The 17,671-nt window shown below is 41.9% G+C and carries 12 protein-coding genes; 7 read left to right on the top strand and 5 right to left on the bottom strand.

What is annotated here, in order from left to right:
* Positions 1-399 precede the first annotated feature (399 nt).
* Both A136_RS18625 and A136_RS18620 read left to right on the top strand, forming a co-directional pair.
* Positions 400-1,011, top strand: a complete 612-nt coding sequence (locus A136_RS18625; RefSeq protein ID WP_017063629.1) for a toxin-antitoxin system YwqK family antitoxin — start codon at positions 400-402, stop codon at positions 1,009-1,011.
* Between the two features lie 1,051 nt (positions 1,012-2,062).
* Positions 2,063-2,788: an oligogalacturonate-specific porin KdgM family protein gene (locus tag A136_RS18620; protein WP_017063628.1), complete on the top strand. Its 726-nt coding sequence runs from the start codon at positions 2,063-2,065 to the stop codon at positions 2,786-2,788.
* A 134-nt stretch (positions 2,789-2,922) separates the two neighbouring features.
* Here A136_RS18620 and A136_RS18615 read toward each other — a convergent pair whose 3' ends face one another.
* The 3 genes from A136_RS18615 to A136_RS18605 all read right to left on the bottom strand — a co-directional run bounded on the left by A136_RS18615 (position 2,923) and on the right by A136_RS18605 (position 6,497).
* Positions 2,923-3,639 carry a 3'-5' exonuclease gene (locus A136_RS18615; RefSeq protein ID WP_017063627.1) on the bottom strand — a complete coding sequence of 239 codons (717 nt, stop codon included), beginning with the start codon at positions 3,637-3,639 and terminating at the stop codon, positions 2,923-2,925.
* Positions 3,639-5,501 carry a DUF294 nucleotidyltransferase-like domain-containing protein gene (locus A136_RS18610; RefSeq protein ID WP_017063626.1) on the bottom strand — a complete coding sequence of 621 codons (1,863 nt, stop codon included), beginning with the start codon at positions 5,499-5,501 and terminating at the stop codon, positions 3,639-3,641. The genes A136_RS18615 and A136_RS18610 overlap by 1 nt, the downstream gene beginning before the upstream one ends.
* A 276-nt stretch (positions 5,502-5,777) precedes the next feature.
* Positions 5,778-6,497 (bottom strand): FadR/GntR family transcriptional regulator, encoded by a 720-nt coding sequence (locus A136_RS18605; RefSeq protein ID WP_010438385.1) that lies wholly within the window; start codon positions 6,495-6,497, stop codon positions 5,778-5,780.
* A 342-nt stretch (positions 6,498-6,839) separates the two neighbouring features.
* Here A136_RS18605 and A136_RS18600 point away from each other — a divergent pair, with 342 nt between their 5' ends.
* From A136_RS18600 to A136_RS18590, 3 genes are all read left to right on the top strand, one after another.
* On the top strand, positions 6,840-7,616 hold the full coding sequence (locus tag A136_RS18600; RefSeq protein WP_017063625.1) for an SDR family NAD(P)-dependent oxidoreductase: 777 nt from the start codon (positions 6,840-6,842) through the stop codon (positions 7,614-7,616).
* 174 nt (positions 7,617-7,790) lie between these two features.
* The gene (locus A136_RS18595; RefSeq protein WP_017063624.1) at positions 7,791-8,513 is read left to right on the top strand and encodes a FadR/GntR family transcriptional regulator; all 723 of its coding nucleotides are present in this window, start codon (positions 7,791-7,793) and stop codon (positions 8,511-8,513) included.
* 148 nt (positions 8,514-8,661) lie between these two features.
* Positions 8,662-10,029, top strand: a complete 1,368-nt coding sequence (locus A136_RS18590; protein WP_081326300.1) for an MATE family efflux transporter — start codon at positions 8,662-8,664, stop codon at positions 10,027-10,029.
* A gap of 258 nt (positions 10,030-10,287) precedes the next feature.
* Here the strand turns inward: A136_RS18590 and A136_RS18585 are convergent, their stop codons facing one another.
* Entirely contained in the window at positions 10,288-11,325 is a 1,038-nt protein-coding gene (locus A136_RS18585) for a polysaccharide lyase family 7 protein (RefSeq protein ID WP_017063622.1), read from the bottom strand.
* 538 nt (positions 11,326-11,863) lie between these two features.
* Here A136_RS18585 and A136_RS18580 point away from each other — a divergent pair.
* Both A136_RS18580 and A136_RS18575 read left to right on the top strand, forming a co-directional pair.
* Positions 11,864-12,724: an oligogalacturonate-specific porin KdgM family protein gene (locus A136_RS18580; protein ID WP_017063621.1), complete on the top strand. Its 861-nt coding sequence runs from the start codon at positions 11,864-11,866 to the stop codon at positions 12,722-12,724.
* A 192-nt stretch (positions 12,725-12,916) separates the two neighbouring features.
* Positions 12,917-14,749: a hypothetical protein gene (locus tag A136_RS18575; protein ID WP_017063620.1), complete on the top strand. Its 1,833-nt coding sequence runs from the start codon at positions 12,917-12,919 to the stop codon at positions 14,747-14,749.
* A 932-nt stretch (positions 14,750-15,681) separates the two neighbouring features.
* Here the strand turns inward: A136_RS18575 and A136_RS18570 are convergent.
* Positions 15,682-17,250, bottom strand: coding sequence for a polysaccharide lyase family 7 protein (locus A136_RS18570; protein ID WP_017063619.1), 1,569 nt, complete (start codon positions 17,248-17,250; stop codon positions 15,682-15,684).
* Between the last annotated feature and the right edge of the window lie 421 nt (positions 17,251-17,671).

The following is a 17,671-nucleotide window of genomic DNA, read 5'->3' as shown; positions in this document are numbered from 1 at the left end:
CAATTAATCATACAAGTGATCGAGTTCAAAGTTGCACCACCTAGGAGCGCAATTCCTCAAGTCAGTGCAGTTATCCGCACTAAATTTCGACCAAAACCCCGAAAAACATGAACAAAGTCTCTAAAAATCGAAGATTCATCGTTAAAAACTATTATTCTTGACGATCAAAGCTTAAAGAAGAGCAGCAAAAATATCGTTAGATATAATTTATAAAAATGAATTAAACCAATATATTTGTAGTACAAATAAGATCGATAATTTGCTTTTAAAAGTTCCCTATATTAGGCAGCCAATAATGAAAACTTGAAAACCACTATTAGATACTGACAGGGATACACGGAAGTGAAATGCTTTTAACACACCCGTTACACTTTCCCCGTCCAATAAAAAGGTGTCATTATGAAGAAATACGTTCCAATCTTAATTGCTCTTAGTACGGTATCTTCTATGAGCTATGCAGCAACACCGCGTGAAGATGCTGTTGACTACTTACAGATGCGTAAAGGCGTGGCTTACCAAGTAAACCATTCAAAACCTTTCTCTGGTCAATTTGAAGAGAAGTTCGATAACGGCCAAGTCGCGACCCAAGCTCAGTTTGCCGATGGCTTAGAACTTGGGCTAGAAACTAACTGGTATCCGAATGGCCAAGTCGCTTCTAAAGTGAATTACGTAAAAGGTGAACTGCAAGGCAAAGCTGAAACCTGGTATCCAAACGGACAGAAAAAAGCAGAACTCAATTATAAAGACAATGAACTATCAGGCACCGCCTCTCGCTGGTATCCCAATGGGGAACAAAGCTTGACAGCTGAATACAGCGACGGACAAAAAGATGGATTGGTAACGGACTACTACCCGAACGGTAATAAGGCCAGCCAAGCGAAGTTTGATGAAGGTGAAGTCGCGAACGGAAAACTTACTCGCTGGAATACTAACGGTGACAAAGTTGAAGAACTGACCTTTAAAGATCACAAAGTCACCTCTAAACAGGTGTGGATGCCTACAGAAAGCTAAGCCTCAAGAACAGCTCTCACGGAGCTCTTTGATATAACTAAACGCCTGCTGTTAAAGTTTGCAGCTACACGTCTGCAACTAAGAGACAAGAGAAGAGAAGAGAAGGGAAACGAACATTCATGTGATTAAGCGTGAATGTTCGTGGCTTTGATGCTGTAACAGACTCACTTGAGCGTGTTGTCATCAACCTCAAAGCCTATTCTTAAGCCGCGGTTTACACGCTTATTGAGCCGCACACGACTCTCTACTCAAATTTCAAATAAAAAAACGCTCATGTTGCCTGTATCAACATGAGCGCAAGGGTAGATCTTCGACTACCATCTCCTACCTTTCTAGATGAAAGCAGAAGTTATAATTAGAATAGTTGGGAGCAATAATCAAAATGCTTTCGCAAGCACTTCAACGATTTCTTCTTTGTCGCTGATGAGAACAACGGGTAACGATTCGAACCCAGTTCATTCCTATCAAGTTCATACTTATATAGCAGGCTATGTCACTACCTTGCCTACTACATTTCAAACCTTCTCTGATTGAGCTTTAAATCACCTCAAGTAAATGTCTCATGTTCTTAAAGCGGTGGATTTAATCCATTTAGCTTCAAGACCACTCTTACTTATTCGGCTTCACACCGTCTGTTCATGCAATCAACACAGCAAAGTTATGTGTTGCTACAGAAAGTTAGTAAATAATAATGTATTACAAATAAAAATGATATCTAAAGGTTCAATTTTTTGCTGTAGCGCACATTTATTGATGAACAAAACTCTTCAAAACCATTATCAACAGCCAAACAAAACACTAAAAATCATAAACTTACCAATACAAACTAACTTTGTAACCCTTTGTAAATAGTGGTTTTGTCCTCACAACACGATCCAATTCACAGATCATGCGCCTTCAAATCGTTAGTATATTTGTATTATTTAAATGCAAAACAAATTTGAAATAACCAAGAAATAATTTCAAAAACAAAATGCATTGAAGACACGAACTACTCTATTGGGCTTGTAATTATGGCCAATACTCAACCTATAAATATGGAATTAATACCATGAATAAAACTAAAATCGTGATTGCTGTGGCATCTGTACTCGCTGCTGGCTCTGTATCTGCTGCGTCTTTCGATATGAGACACGAATACAAGAGTCATACAGAACAACACGCTACTCGTGTAAAACTTGGCGATAGCATTGGCAACTTCCTTGTAGATATCGAAGCGAAATTCAAGGGAGAAGACGGTAAATTCATGGAAGATTTGAAGAACAATGGTTGGGAGCTTGGTCTAAACTACCGTCATGTACTAAACGATAACTGGACAATGACTTACGGTATGCCAATTGAAGGTCGTGAATCTGGCGTTACATACAAGCCTCAAGTTCGTGCAACATACAAAGTGGATAGCGTTGATGGCCTAAGCCTAAGTGCTCGTTACCGTTACGATATGAGACAGAACACTAGCACAACTGAGTACCAGGTCGACGATAATGGTGACATTGTCGGTGTTGAGAAAAATATTGAAAACCAACGCCGTCACCGTCTAACGGCAAACGTTAACTACTCAATGGACAACTGGCGCTTTGGCCTAGAAGGTAACTACTACAAAGCTGATGGCTATGACATCTACGACAACGACGATACCAACTACGAGTTGAACGCAAGCATTCGCCATATTATGGGTCAATGGGCACCATATGTAGAGTTTGGTGATGTGAGCACTTCATCAACTAAAGCGACTCGTGAACTGCGTAGCCGTGTTGGTCTAACTTACAGCTTCTAATCGATAGCTACATGAATAATCTAAGATAATTACTGTCCTAATTTTCTAAGACCTAAACAAAAGCCAGCTTAATCGCTGGCTTTTTTTCCTTTAAAATCAGTAAAATAAGAGCCGCGCACTTGCAGCTCTTTTTCCTAGTGACTAATCCGATAGAGAAAGGCAACGGTCACATTATCGTTAGGCACAACTCGCTTCTGCTGAGCCAAAAACAATTCCGCTGTCGAAACTGCATCAGCTAACGCATTGTGGCTGTTATACTCAGGAAGACCATACCTTTCACGTGTGCCTGCCAAAGTTAAATCTACCTCTTCATGATTACTGATCGCTTTCTCCATAGATTTTTCAATACACAATGTATCTAACCAAAGCAAAGGCACCGTTCTCAATCCGTAACATCGAAGTAGATATTGACTAATGAACTTCTCTTCTACAACACAAGCGTGCGCAACAATGATTTTACCTTTTGCGGCTTCAAAAAAGGTCAGCATGGCATCATGAATTGACGCGCCCTCTTCCAACATTTGCGGCGTAATGTGATTAATAACCGCGGTTTCTGCGTTGATCTGAGAGTCGTTGTTAAGATAGATGTGTTTGGCAGATGCCAAATCAATTCGCCCCTTAACCACATCAACCCACCCCATCGATAAAATCAGATCTTGTTCACTGTCTAAGCCCGTCGTTTCAAGATCTAACACAATATACTCACTATCTTTAGCCAAATCCGCCATCTCTGGACACGGCTGTTCAACAAGATCGTGTAATGCTTCAGGCAGTTTAACCGTATTTAGGTATTGCTTTCGCTTGCGCTTGACTCGCTCAAGCGGATGAAAATAATTTAACAATGCTCTCATTAGCGCGCTCCAAAACGAATCTTCGCCGCCTCTTGGAGATCAGCTATGATCCTAAAGGCATCTTTCAAGTGCTTACGTTCAAAGCTACCAAAGCTATCAGGGTTGATGTTGTTGTCTGGTACCTCCCCATTCTTCAAAGCTTCAAGTTGATGACCAAATCGGAAAGATAAAATGAACTGATACGCACCCAGAATGTTCTTGAACGCGTCATCACTGAGCATACCTTTCTCGTTCGCAGCTGCAAAACGCTCGTCGGTTGCAGACAAATCACATTCAACGGCTAGCCCGTATATACGTGCGAGATCGATAATCAGGTTAATCGCGTATTTCTTCACATTGAGCGTTTTCTTGTTCTCTCCCGACTTCTCTAACACCAAGCTGTTAAAAATGCCCAATGGTGGATTAGTGTTCACCGCATCTTTCACCAACGTGCTCAAAAATTCTCGATTATTGCGAATATTGGAGTGCAACTCATCACGAAGAATGCCCTCAAATTCACTGTTGCCGTAAATAGTGCGAATTTCAAGGAAAACACTGATATTGAGTAGACGCTCATATTCAGGGTTTGCTACCCACTTCTTGTAGTAGTGCTTCCAAACACCCAGTGGCTGACACCACTTTGGCGTCGCAGCCATGAATTTTCCTGGGCATAACGGATAGTCACAACTTGCCAATCCATTTGTTACCATCATCGCTAAATGCTTGAAATAAATACGGTCACTGTCAGTTGCATCGTCAGCAAGAACAATCGCGCTGTCTTGGTCCGACAACATGTGCACTTCATTACGTGCGTGCGATCCGGCTACGATCCAAGAGAAATCACACGGTGGTGGGCCTAACTTATCAATCGCTATTTGAATCAATCGACGGGTGTAGGCGTCCATAATCATGGTCATTACCTTGCCGACGGTTTCAGGCGCCACTTTACCTTCCACCAGCGCTTCAAAAATAGCTTGTCGCTCTGAGGTGAACGAAGACATGGTTTTCACGCTGCCCGCGTATTTGATTTTCTCGATCAAGAATATCGCTTGAACACGGTGGTTTTGAACCAAATGAGACGTAGTAAGAAGACCAACGACCTTATTCTCTTTCACAACGGGCAAGTTACGGATATTAAATTGCATCATGATAGAGGCCGCATGCAGCACCAGATCATCCGGTTTTACAGTAAGTGGAGAGTGCGTCATTACCTCTGAGATCAGGCTATCAGTACTCACGCCGTGGGCAATCACTCGCTTAGTCATGTCTCGGTCGGTGATCAAACCAACAATGGTTTCACCTTCATAGATCACGGCACACGGTGAGCGTTGATGAAGCATTTCAACCGCAACCGACTGGATGGTTTGCTCAGACTTAACAATTGCCACCTGCCCGCTTGCCACTTCCTCAACTTTACGAATGAACAGGCCTTTCTCTTTATTCGACCAGACCACATCCAGTGCCGACTTCAAGCGAACCTGCGCCTGTGAAGCAAAGTGTTCTGCGCAACTTGGAAAGGCTTTGAAAAGCGTTTGAAGTGCCGAGTGTGGAATCACATAAAGTAAGGTGTTTTCGATTGCGACAGCTCTATAGCCTTTTTCGTCGTTGACTTCAGAATCTAAGAACGTAAAGCCAAACAAATCTTCACTGCCTAGACGGGCACGAAGCACACCGTCCGATTTTCTTTGCTCCATAGATCCTGTTCGAATGATATAGAGCGACTTTTCTTTTCCTGACTCGCATAGATCGACGACATCCCCTTTGGCTAGATAGGTAATCTGAACATTAAAAGCGAGGTCACGAAGCGCTTCTTTAGGGATCTTATCGAAAGGGTCTATCTGACCGATGAACTGAAGAATATTTGGCAATAGAGACTGAGGCATATAATCACACTCGCATTAATTTGATTAGTATTATTATATAACTAACAATGCTGGTTACTAGCGGTTTTAGCAAAACAACGCACATAAGACTAAATATTGGACATCGGTCAAGTTTTCATCAATTTTGGATGTAAAAAAAGCACGTATTAAACGTGCTTTCAATAGATAACTGTCTGTAGTAACAGCAATTTTAGGTTGACTCCACTAGGTATCCAGAGCAACGCTCGATAGAAACGGCTAAGACCTTAGAGTTGAAACCTCACCCAAAACACTAAGCTAGCTTGCTACTGGCAATCTGTGGTTAGTATCTAATAGATGACTTGCAGAAGCTTGGCGTGCTTTATCACTGTTACCCGCCATGATTGCTTCATAAATTTGACGGTGTTCATTAATACACGTACTTCCCTCTTCTGAAGAATGAGAAATAAAGTTAACAAACATTGTCGTTAAGATATTGCCAAATGGAAGGTAAAAGTCATTACCTGTTGCATTGAAGATGAGGCTATGGAATTTCATATCAATATCTAGCCAACTGTCTTGGTTAAACTCTTCAGCACCTGATATTTCTACCATCTGTTGGAAAATGCCCGACAGTTCAATGCGTTGTTCAGCGCTCGCGAACTGAGCAGCCAATGCACATGCTTCTGGTTCAATCGCGCGACGTAAGCCCAAAAACTGATGACAGAATTGGTCTGTATCTGCCAAACCATCCATCCATTCGATCAATTGCGGGTCTAAAAAGTTCCAGAACGCACGGTCAACAACGCGAGTACCGATCTTTGGTCGAGATTCTAGTAGGCCTTTTGAAGTAAGAAGCTTAACCGCTTCTCTTAATGCAGTCCTACTAATTCCAAATTGCTCACACAGAGCCATTTCACCAGGAATGATAGAGCCTTGAGGCAAATTGCCCGACAAAATACCACGTGCGATTTCACGTGCAACTTGCACATGAAGGCTTCGCTTAGAGCCTGAAATCGAATTGAAAGAGCCAGCCATGTGTCTACTTACTTATTAGATATGTATTATTTAACCCGGACTATAGCACTGATTTATATCTTCACCAACACAGCATCAGAATAACGTGAGGTCACTACCAATAAAGGCTGGAGCAATATTTCACAAACCTGCTCATCTTTAGGTTTATAAAACCAATTCAACCCATTAATTCATACAAATAGTTCTCATTTACAATTTCAATGTATGCGTGAACTCACAAAACCACCCTTACTCTCACTATTTATGTCGGTAATAACCCGTTTTTAGATGAACACCCTTGAATATGGCAAGTGTTATTGTATGATTTATTGGTGTAAATAATCTACAATATAGGCCGCTCTTATGTTTAACGATTTAAAAGGCAAACGCATTCTAATTACGGGCTCTACTGCTGGTATGGGTTTAGCTACCGCACGTGTCTTTGCAAAATACGGCGCAAAAATCGGCATCAATAGTCGTGCTTCTAGCCCAAAAGTCGATGACGTTCTATCTGAACTTACCGCACTGGGTGGCGATGTTGCCTTTTTCCCTGCAAACCTAATGGACACATTAGAGTGCGAAAGGTTAGTCAAAGAGTTTACTGATCATTTTGGTGGCATGGACGTGTTGATTAACAACGCCGGTGGCCTTGGTGGTCGCGCCAATCTAGAAAATATCGATGATGAGTTTTATGAGCGCGTAATGAACCTTAATGTTCGCTCTGCACTGATGACAACTAAGTTCTCTATCCCGCACTTACGCGCCTCTGCTGCTGAGTCCGGGCAAACATCTTGTGTGATTAGCACAGGATCTATTGCCGCTCGCGAAGGCGGTGGTGTTGGTGCTGGCATCTATGCCGCATCTAAAGCTTGGTTACACGACATTCACCGTAATTGGGTGAAAGAGTTCGCACAAGACAATATCCGTTTCAACATTGTTTCACCAGGCACTATCGATACCGCATTTCACGATGGTAAAAGCGACGATTTGAAAGCGACCATTGCTAACAACATTCCAATGGGACGCTTTGGCAATATTGATGAAGTTGCTCCTTCATTTGCTTTCTTTGCATCGCACGCTTGCAGCGGTTACATCACAGGTCAAATCCTAGATGTTAATGGCGGACAAATAACGCCTTAGTTAGCTGATTTATATAAGCTATCTCAGCGATTTAAGTTCGCCACACTATATAAGGTCAAAAGACCCGAGTAGATGAGGGAAAACCTCACACTAAATTCGACGTATACACTGACACTAAACGCCAGATTCGTCTGGTTTTTGGTGTTTTCAAAGTTTCAATTTCAGGTGGTTTAAATGTCAATATTTACATTGGTGGAAGATTCAAGCCGCCGAATTCATGTTCAAGTGGCGAGACAAATTGCTCGCAAGATCTTGTCAGGCGAGTTAGAAGAAAATCAAAAGTTACCCAGCGAAATGGAGCTGTGCGAAATCTTTGGAGTGAGCAGAACTGCCCTTCGAGAATCAACTAAGCTACTTTCGGCAAAAGGTTTAATCGAGTCGAAGCCAAAAGTGGGCACTCGTATCAAACCGAGAACACAGTGGCACTTCTTGGACCCGCAATTGCTGTACTGGATCCAAGATTTAGAAGATACTAAACCCTTCTTGTCTCAATTTTTAGGCTTAAGAAAAGCGATTGACCCGGAAGCGTGTGCGCTCGCTGCAACCAATGCAACTGTAGAGCAACGCAAAGAGCTTTCGATTCTTTTCCAGAAAATGACCATCGCAGCAAATAGCTTCGATTATGAAGAGTGGACGACCAACGATCACCTGTTTCACCAAACGATTTTCTTATCGACAGGTAATCAATTTTACATTCCATTCGCGAACATTCTGTCGACTATCTTCAAGCAGTTTATCGACCACTCCGCTGAAGGCGGTCGCTTCTGTTTAGAAGAACACAAAGCGATTTACGACGCAATAATGTCTGGCGATGCCAAGCAAGCTCGAATTGCTTCTCAAGTCCTGCTAGACGATGAGAACCAAAAGCTCTCTAGGGTTGAATTAGCCATCGCATAACCGAGATTAACCAAACTGACTTGTTTTTCAAAGACACAAGTCAGTCTTGTTTTAGCACCCATTTTTTAACCATCAACTACCGTAGTGTTTTCTTCTTTAAACGCTCTACTCCGCCACCTCAGAGAAAGCTTACGGTTATACACATAAGGTGTTGTTTGTGTCTTCACAATCGTACGTAAGGAAAAATTTCTCTCTCGCCTGGCCCCTCGCCTTAAACGGTATCTTGATGCAGTCGATGTTGATGATCGACACACTGCTTGTCTCTCCTCTTGGTGAAATCCCTTTAGCTGCAATGGGGATTGCGACGACTATCGTTGCCTTTGTACTGGGAATTCAAATGGCGCTGGCAAACGGTACTCAGTTAGTATTAAGCCGCGCAGTGGGCTCTGGCATCGCCGCATCATTATCTAAAGCATTTTGGGCAGGGTTATTTATCAACCTTGGCGTAGCAACACTATTTTGGCTTCTACTTACTTTTTTCGAACAACCCTTGATTCAAGCTTTAACAGATGACGCTTCCCTTCACTTAGAAATCAGCCGCTATCTAGACATCTCGAAATACATCGTTATTTTTACCGCGTTAACGCAGGTGATCATTGCTTTATTTAATGCGCTAGGCAGAACTAAAGTCCCATTCAAAGGTTACTTAATTGAACTGCCTATCAATGCTGTACTCTCATATGTGCTGATTCATGGTTTTTCTAATTTTGAAGGGATTGGTGTTCAAGGCGCCGCGCTAGGCAGTGTTATTGCTATCACCCTTCGCCTTGTGTATCTGGTTCTTTGCGTGTATTTGAGCTCAGCAATTTCACTCAAATTAGACGCCCAGCGATCTGAGTTCATGACAAACGTTCGTCGTCACTTTATCGAGATATTCCCTGTCGCAGCAAATGTAACCATGCTATTGATTGGCGCAACGATTTATCAGTTACTGTATTCGCAACTTAACATCAACGCGTATGTTGCGATTACTTTGGTGATGCCTTGGATCAGGGCTGTCTCTCAATTTATTACTGCTTGGGCTCACTCTTCCGCAATTACTATCAGCCAAGCGATTGGCTCTAAAAAGATGGATGACCTAGTCAAAAACGTCGATACCAGTATTGATATTGCGGTCGTCATTTCTTTTGTGTGTGCAATCTTGTTCGCAGGATTAAGTCTGGTTATTGGTGACATTTACCCGAACTTGGATGAATCTACCTATCAAGCATTGGCCGTTATCGCCCCACTCTACATCTTCTTGCCGATTGTCCGTGGCTACAACACGGTTCATGGGAATGTATTAAGAGCACTAGGAAAAACGACCGCAGTCTTCAAAATCAACTTTACTGGTCAATGGGTAATTTCAATTCCATTGTGTGCATTGATCATCTTTGGATTAGACGGTTCTATCTTTTGGGCTTTCGCTATCCAACCATTCGAAGAAGTCGTTAAAGCTTTCCCATTCCGTCATTTGGCTCGAAAGTCTCTTAAAGAGTTTGATGCCGACAAAGCTAAAGAGTTGATGTATGACTAAACTCCGTATCGAGTTGCCGTCCTAAAATCTTCCCACGCGTTCTGAATACAACCTTGTCTTTTGACAAGGTTGTATTGTTTTAGCTGTACCATTCATTGGTAGGCTTCAGCACACCCTCATTGATACCAAGGTCACATTAATACCAAGGTCATCTTAAAACTCATATAAAACAAAAAGACCACTCAACATTCGGTTAAGTGGTCTTCGAAAATATTCCTTAAGGACTGCGTCTAGCTAGCCTATTGGTTATGCTATGTGCTATTTACCGTTCAACTTAAGCGCTGAGAAAGTCACACTGTTGTAATCGCCATTCTTTTTATCGATAGCGAAATCGCCAGTACCGCCACAACCAGGTCCCCATACAGGGTGAGAATCGCTCACGCTACATTGGCCATATGCGCCCGCTTTGTAGTAAAAATCATCTTCAGCATAACCCGTTGGTGAATCAAGTTCATCGATGCCCTTACTCAGGTCGATTTCATACTTAACGGTATCGTGACGCTCGGTTTCAAACGTTAGGTACATCATGGTGCCTTTCACTTCCACTTTGTAACTAAACTCTTCACCAAGAGCAATACCCGCTTCACCCGGCTCTGCAGGGTTTTCCCACGTGTTACCCCACACTGGATAAGCGATATCGGCACGGTTAGGATCTTTTTTCTCTAGGTTACGTTCATAGTTCCAGAATACTGAACCCATTTCTTGGTCAGGAAACTTCTTATAGAAGATCTTTAGTGGTTCATTACCATGCCCATAACCGGTTCCAGCTTTGATTAGCTCATTATGTTTTTTAGCGTGAATCTGACCAACAACCACCGAGTGAGCTGGGTACTTTTCTGGGAACTTAGCGTTAACTGAGACGTGATTAACTTTTAATGTCGCTTCTAATGTTCCGCCAACAGCACTGTATTCACTAGCCGCTGGGTGACTCGACAGTGCCCACTGGTTTCCTTTATCAGCCGTATCGATAGAGAAATCTGCGCCTCTTGGCATTTGTCGTAATTCAGAACGCGCATTCTTCGAGTTTTTCGTCGTAATCGCTTGGTTCTGCACTTCAAATACAAGGTTGCCGTCTTTATCAAGATGGAAGAAATCACTATGTGAGTAGCTCATCATGGCTACCCCTTCTATTTCATCAACACGACCATCTTCATTAATATCTGAAGGTATGGTTATTTTCCAATTATGCATATCGAATTTATCGGCAGGTACGGGGTAAGAAACACCGTTATTTGCGAAAGTAACCATTGGTACAGTCGCTAATAGCGCCACTGCTAATATGTTTTTCTTAAACATGACTCATCCTTTATTGTTAACAGATACCGAGTACACACTCAGTACAGAAACCACTTTTGAACACGAATTAGTACTAAATATTTTCTCTTCGACTTAAATAAGCCAACCGATAAATAGAATTTACATTTAGCCATTTTGTAACTTTTATTAAACATCTGGCTATGGTTTATATTTATGCCTCTCAACATGCTCCCTATGTTTAAGCCACGATGGTTAAAATCATCATTATTAACATATAGAAACACTTAATATTTGTATTATTTTAACACATGCAAAAAAGTGAGTTTCTAAGGTTTGTGAATATGAGAAGTACGTCATGATTGATTTAATACACAAGCCCTAAATTGAGATATTCATAACATTTAGCTATATATTTGGGCCATTAGTCAGAACTTTTTGATAGATCTCACAGAAATCTGACTCAATAGTAAATACCATATTTGTCATACATTAATTTAATACCATGTAAGGTATTGGTTTGTGAGCCACGGGTACATTGGATGTATCCAGAATAAAAAAATAATAGTGAGACAAAGGTATGAATTCTGTTACAAAAATTTCTGCAGCTGTTGCATGTACTCTTTTAGCGGGCACAGCTACTGGTGCATCTCTTGATTATCGTTACGAGTATCGTGCTGCGACGGATTATACAAAAACAAATGGCGACACGGCTCACGTAGATGCTCGCCATCAACACCGAGTGAAGCTAGGTGAAAGCTTTAAACTGTCAGATAAGTGGAAGCACTCAACGGGCCTTGAAGTTAAATTCCATACTGACGATTCTTACTACGACGCAGATTCTGGCGAAGTTAAATCAGCAAACAGTAGAAGCTTCTATGACGGCAATTGGTATATTTACGGTATGGAAGTAGAAAATACAGCAACTTACAAAGTCGATAACAACTGGTATCTACAAGTTGGTATGCCGATCGCTTGGGACTGGGATGAGCCGAACTACAACGGCGGTGACTGGAAGATGAAAAAAGTCACTTACAAACCTCAATTCCGTGTTGGTTATAATGCGGATATGGGATTAACGACTGCCATTCGTTACCGTCACGAGTATGCTGATTTCCGCAACCACACTCAATTTGGTGACAAAGATTCAGAGACTGGTGAGCGTTTAGAGTCAGCACAGAAATCAAAAGTCACACTAACGGGTTCTTACAAAATTCAATCTCTACCTAAACTTGGCCTTTCTTACGAAGCTAACTATGTAAAATCGCTAGATAACGTACTTCTATATAATAGTGATGATTGGGAGTGGGACGCAGGTTTAAAAGTAAACTACAAGTTTGGTTCATGGAAACCTTTTGCAGAAATCTGGTCATCTGATATCAGCTCGTCTTCTAAAGATCGTGAAGCTAAATACCGCGTTGGTGTTGCTTACTCATTCTAATAATAAAATAGTCAGAATATAAAATAGCCCTCTCCTCTTGTAATTTATTTGGGCATATTTTAATTACTTTATTTTAAATAATAGGATGTTCTAATCAGAATTAGCTTCATCCTAATAAATATTTAACGACTATTCATTATCTATTTCTTATGTGATTTACATATGGATTTAATATCATAAAGAGAATATTTTATGCAGATTTCTAAAGTCGCTACAGCTGTTGCTCTTTCGACAGGTTTATTATTTGGTTGTAACAGTGACGGTTTACCTATCCCGACCGATGGTTCTACTGAACCAGGTAACCAACCTTCAGCATTAACTACGGGTTACTGGCAAATCAGTGATGGTAACTCCGCTTCAATATCCGCGTCATCAAACGCTGATCTACCAAATGTTTATGTTTTCCAAGAAGATGGCAATCATAAATACTATGACGATGATGATGACTTAGGTACTTACACGATTAAAGATGCAAGTGCTTCTACTAATAATTATGATGAAGAAGCCGGTACGGTCTCTTTCACATATTATGAAACAGGCACATCAACGATCGAAATTCTAGATGGTGTTTTTTCTTTCGATGACGCTGGTGCTCTGAATATTTCAGATAACACCACTGGCATAGACTACTCTGGTTCAGACCAAACTGCGACTGACGCCGTACAAGAAGCTATCCGTGAAGCCAATGAAGCAAATGGTATCAATGGCTACGTTCAAATCTTGGACACCAACAATGGTGGTGTAAAGAATGATGTGGGTGAACTACGTTTGAAATTGTCTGACAGCAGCACAGGGGCAACAGTAGACAGTATCGCATCAGGAAAGGTAACCGTTGACTTAATCTACCAAGTAGATGAAAACACCGAGCAAGAAGCGAATGGTTCAGGTAATAACGCTTATATTAGTCTCTACGCTTCTGGTACTTCTAACACTAATTTACACGGCGAAGTTATTTTTAATGCTGGAGAAATTTTCTACCGTTCCACGGTTACCGATAGTAGCGGTAAACCTCAAATTCCTGATGAGCCTGTAGGCACTTACACTTTAGGTGAAGATCTCGCGGTTGAAATCAGTTGGGCGAGCGGTTACTACACATTCAAAGTCAATGACACTGTATACGACAATAGCGGCAACGGTTTTGAGGCTTTCGACAAAGCTGCCGTTACTATCGTGTCATTGAAGCTTGGTGATACTTCCAACACAACACATTACGAATTGAACGCTGATAACTTTAAAGTTTATTCAAATGACACGACTACTGACGAGTTAGTATTTGAAGATAACTTTAATAACTATCCGAATGGGCAACTTTTGTCAGGCAATCCGTATAACAACAATACTGCGGAAGCGACTGTTGTTGTGGATGGCGGTAGTACTGAGCCAGAGCCAGAACCTGAACCAGATCCAGATCCAGAGCCCGGCGAAGTAACAGACAACTTCGATTCTTATACTGTAGGTACGCAGATCGATGTGGCTAACCCTGCGTACCAGACAAAAGGTGTTGATGGGGTTTTAAATACAGCAGTGATCAGTAGTGACTTTGCCAAGTCGGGTTCTAACTCTTTACGAATTGAAGATGGTGCGGACTCAACCACTGATAATAACAAAGCTATCGTTGGCCGCGACTTTGCTAGTGGCGCAGCAGAAACTGGCTCTGTTTCTACATCTGTATACATCCCTAGCGATGGCTATGTAAAAGCATCATACATTTTCTTAGGTTCTAATAACGATGCATCATCTAGTGGTCGCTTCACTGAAGTTGTATTTACATCTAGTATGATTAAATTCCGCAACGAATCAGGCAGCCAAGTTGACCTTGCTTCATACTCAAAAGACACATGGGTAGATGTGACCATTTCATGGGTAGATACAGACATTACCGTCAATGTTGATGGAACAGACTACACTGGGTTAAAAGCTGAAAGTGCAGGTGGTTCCCCGACCGCTATTGCGCTATACAATGGTGACAATGGTTCAAAAGGGACATACACCTACTTCGACAACCTAGATTCAGACCTATTCTAGTTCTCACTAGAAAGTCGGTTTGACTTGATTGCTAGATAAAACAAATCCCTATCAAAGTAATTAGATAGGGATTTTTTATTGTTAGCTCAAGAATAAAAGCAGACTGGCGATTCAGTTAAGCTCTCTGACTCAGCGGAACTTTGCTTCAGCGTTGAATAAGCACCGATGCTGCTAGTAAAGAACACCCCTTGCCTCTCTAATTATTTAACCCTCTCAAAAGCCCTGTATCTATCATAGATAAACAAAACCCCTCAGCTCAGCACTCAACCCACAAATTATTATTCAACATCACCGTACCATACAATCAAGGTATTTACGGCCTGTAAGCAACTAACCCTCAAGCGCATCCCCTTGAGCACTGGATTCGTTTAACCATCGACTTGAACCCGCCTGAGTATTTCATGAAGCATTGGCGCTAATAGAATGATGGCTAACCCTGCCCTTCTAGTTATGAAAGAGTTGAAACACTACTTATTGCTGTTGCTAGGAGTCTTGCTAAACAACCCAAAAGTGGAGGTTTCAAAAACAGTACGGGAGTAATCAGCCGAGTTAATGCTTATTAGTAGACCACGCACAACAATACGTTCATGTGTAGACGTCGCATTAGTACATACCTTGAGAACGAAGTCGAAGTTTTCTAGCTCTGGCGATTCCAAAATAATATTGGCATTGTTTAGCTTTGAATGAGAGCCAATATGACCTGTTGTCAGCTGAGATTAATCATGACTGAGGTTAATGGTGATCGGCGATTGGGGAGAGGATAGTAACTGAAACTGATAATGACTACAGTTAATACTGAATGAGCTTAATGATATTGTCTTAAACTATGTGTAACTGATAACTTCAACTTAAACGACAGGCACAAAAAAGCCTCCAAACCCTGAGGCTGGAGGCTATTGCGATAGCTTAATATTAAGTGTTATTCGGTTAGATTACTTTTTGTATTGATCGTGCGATACGTCTAGTTGGTAGAAAGTCGCTTGTGAGTAATCGTCTAGGTCGCCGCTGATGTTTTGGTTGTAAACACCGGCTTTGAAGTACATGTACTTGCCGCCTACGTCGTAACCGCTGTTGCTCATATCAACCACTTGTACAACGTCGTCTTTGCCTTCACGCATTAACGTTACAGTCATCGTGTTGCCTTTAACGTCAATACGGTAGCTGAACACTTCGCCAAGTGCGATACCATCGTCACCCACTTCAGCCGTCATGTCGCCCACTAGAGGGTAGAAGTCCTCTTTAGTTGCATCTTGGCTTTCGTGTGCGAAGTAAACCGCACCCGTTGCTTGGTTTGGCAGTTTACGGTAGTACAAACGAATTGGTTCATCGTTTTGATCGTGAATCTGACCAATGATAAAGCGGCCTACTTCGTTCGCATTACCTGTTGTTGTTGCGTGATCGATTTTCAACGTTGCTTCTAAAACGCCATCAATACCAGCAGCAGCTTCTAAGTCAGACTCAGGTGCGCTTGAGAATACCCAGTTGTTCTTGTTAACACCTTTAGTGCTAATAGACTGGTCACCACGGCGCATCATTTCGCGAAGCTCTGTACGCGCATACTTAGTATTTTTAGAGGTACGAACACCTTTCACGTAAGACTTGAAGACTAGACCACCATCGTCAGCTGTGTAGAAGATCTCTGGGTGTTGGTAACCGTTTGCAAGGTTCCACTCAGAAACATCATCAGGCTTACCGTTTTTGTCATGGTCGAATGGTTGAGATAGGTACCAATGAGTCATGTCGAAGTTTTCGCTCGGTGCATTACCTGCAACTGGTGTTGCTGGTAGGCCTGTCGGAACAGGTAGCGCGCTGCGAGTGTCACATTTAACTGAAGTCTCACAAGGGTAAACCGCTGCTACACCAAAGTTACCTGAACGAAGATCTTTGCGCGCATCTTTACGTGCTTTTTCCACTGCTTTCATTTCAGCGATCATTGCCGCTTCTGCAGCTACTACGTCTGAAGTAATGATATGGCTAGCGGGACAAGCGTTAATGTTACAGTTAACCGCAGCTAACCCTGTCACACTGTTCCAACCATTTTTGGTGTTACCGTGACCAACGTATCTTACGTAGCGCGCTTGCACTGCTGGCTCGAATTGGAAACGCTCTAGGCCGATCGCTTTACCTGAGCTCAGTTGGTTTTCAAGTACGGTTGTCCAGTTTTCGCCATCGACACTTACTTGAATATCAAATTTAGACTGGCGCTCGTTACCTTTGCTGAAAGATGCTTGAACCGCATCAAATTCTTGTACTGAACCATAGTCTAGTGTTGCCCACTCACCGTCACCCGCAGATGACCAACGTGTTGTTAGGTCTTGGTCAATGAGACGATCAGGTCCGTTACCATCATGGCTACTAGCGGCAACAGCAACTGGCGTCAGAAGCGCTTCACCAGTTTCTTTGTTATTTGGGAAATCAACAGTCGGTGTGCTCGTGCTCGCACAACCAACTGCAAGTAAAATAGAAGAAGCGAGTAAGGTTTTTAGAGTAATTTGTTTCATATCTAATCCATTATTATAATACAAAGACAGCGTTCATAAGTGAAAGATAAATTGGCAAACACGAGCTATAAGGCGTTTTCTCTCTCAGTATTTGCGATAACACAAAAATATTACGTAATCTTATAATACAAATAAAACACTTCGTTGGATAAATGAGACTGGGAACACTTTTCGCTTTTTCCATACTTTAACTGGATCACACTTCCTATTGATAAAAGACAATATATAAGAATTGAGAATACGAAATGAGATAGCAAGGCCAGAACAAGCGAGCTGTAATCGTGTGTATTTTCAGGGTTCGGGCAAAATATTTGTCCTTCCAAACACATCACTGTAAGTGTCCAAAAACAAAAATGACCACATTGTAGGTATCAATATGGTCTTCCTCATTACCGACATGGCTCATCAAACATCAGAGAAC

The organism is Vibrio crassostreae 9ZC13, assembly GCF_000272045.2.
GTDB classification, from domain to species: Bacteria; Pseudomonadota; Gammaproteobacteria; order Enterobacterales; family Vibrionaceae; genus Vibrio; species Vibrio crassostreae_C.
The sequence above is the reverse complement of the archived record's forward strand: the minus strand, read 5'-3'. Positions and strand labels throughout refer to the sequence as shown.

What these genes read in the sequence shown, in the direction of transcription:
- A136_RS18625 (WP_017063629.1), top strand. Translation starts at nt 400, where the DNA reads ATGAAGAAATACGTTCCAATCTTAATTGCTCTTAGTACGGTATCTTCT.
- A136_RS18620 (WP_017063628.1), top strand. Translation starts at nt 2,063, where the DNA reads ATGAATAAAACTAAAATCGTGATTGCTGTGGCATCTGTACTCGCTGCT.
- A136_RS18615 (WP_017063627.1), bottom strand. Translation starts at nt 3,639, where the DNA reads ATGAGAGCATTGTTAAATTATTTTCATCCGCTTGAGCGAGTCAAGCGC.
- A136_RS18610 (WP_017063626.1), bottom strand. Translation starts at nt 5,501, where the DNA reads ATGCCTCAGTCTCTATTGCCAAATATTCTTCAGTTCATCGGTCAGATA.
- A136_RS18605 (WP_010438385.1), bottom strand. Translation starts at nt 6,497, where the DNA reads ATGGCTGGCTCTTTCAATTCGATTTCAGGCTCTAAGCGAAGCCTTCAT.
- A136_RS18600 (WP_017063625.1), top strand. Translation starts at nt 6,840, where the DNA reads ATGTTTAACGATTTAAAAGGCAAACGCATTCTAATTACGGGCTCTACT.
- A136_RS18595 (WP_017063624.1), top strand. Translation starts at nt 7,791, where the DNA reads ATGTCAATATTTACATTGGTGGAAGATTCAAGCCGCCGAATTCATGTT.
- A136_RS18585 (WP_017063622.1), bottom strand. Translation starts at nt 11,325, where the DNA reads ATGTTTAAGAAAAACATATTAGCAGTGGCGCTATTAGCGACTGTACCA.
- A136_RS18580 (WP_017063621.1), top strand. Translation starts at nt 11,864, where the DNA reads ATGAATTCTGTTACAAAAATTTCTGCAGCTGTTGCATGTACTCTTTTA.
- A136_RS18575 (WP_017063620.1), top strand. Translation starts at nt 12,917, where the DNA reads ATGCAGATTTCTAAAGTCGCTACAGCTGTTGCTCTTTCGACAGGTTTA.
- A136_RS18570 (WP_017063619.1), bottom strand. Translation starts at nt 17,250, where the DNA reads ATGAAACAAATTACTCTAAAAACCTTACTCGCTTCTTCTATTTTACTT.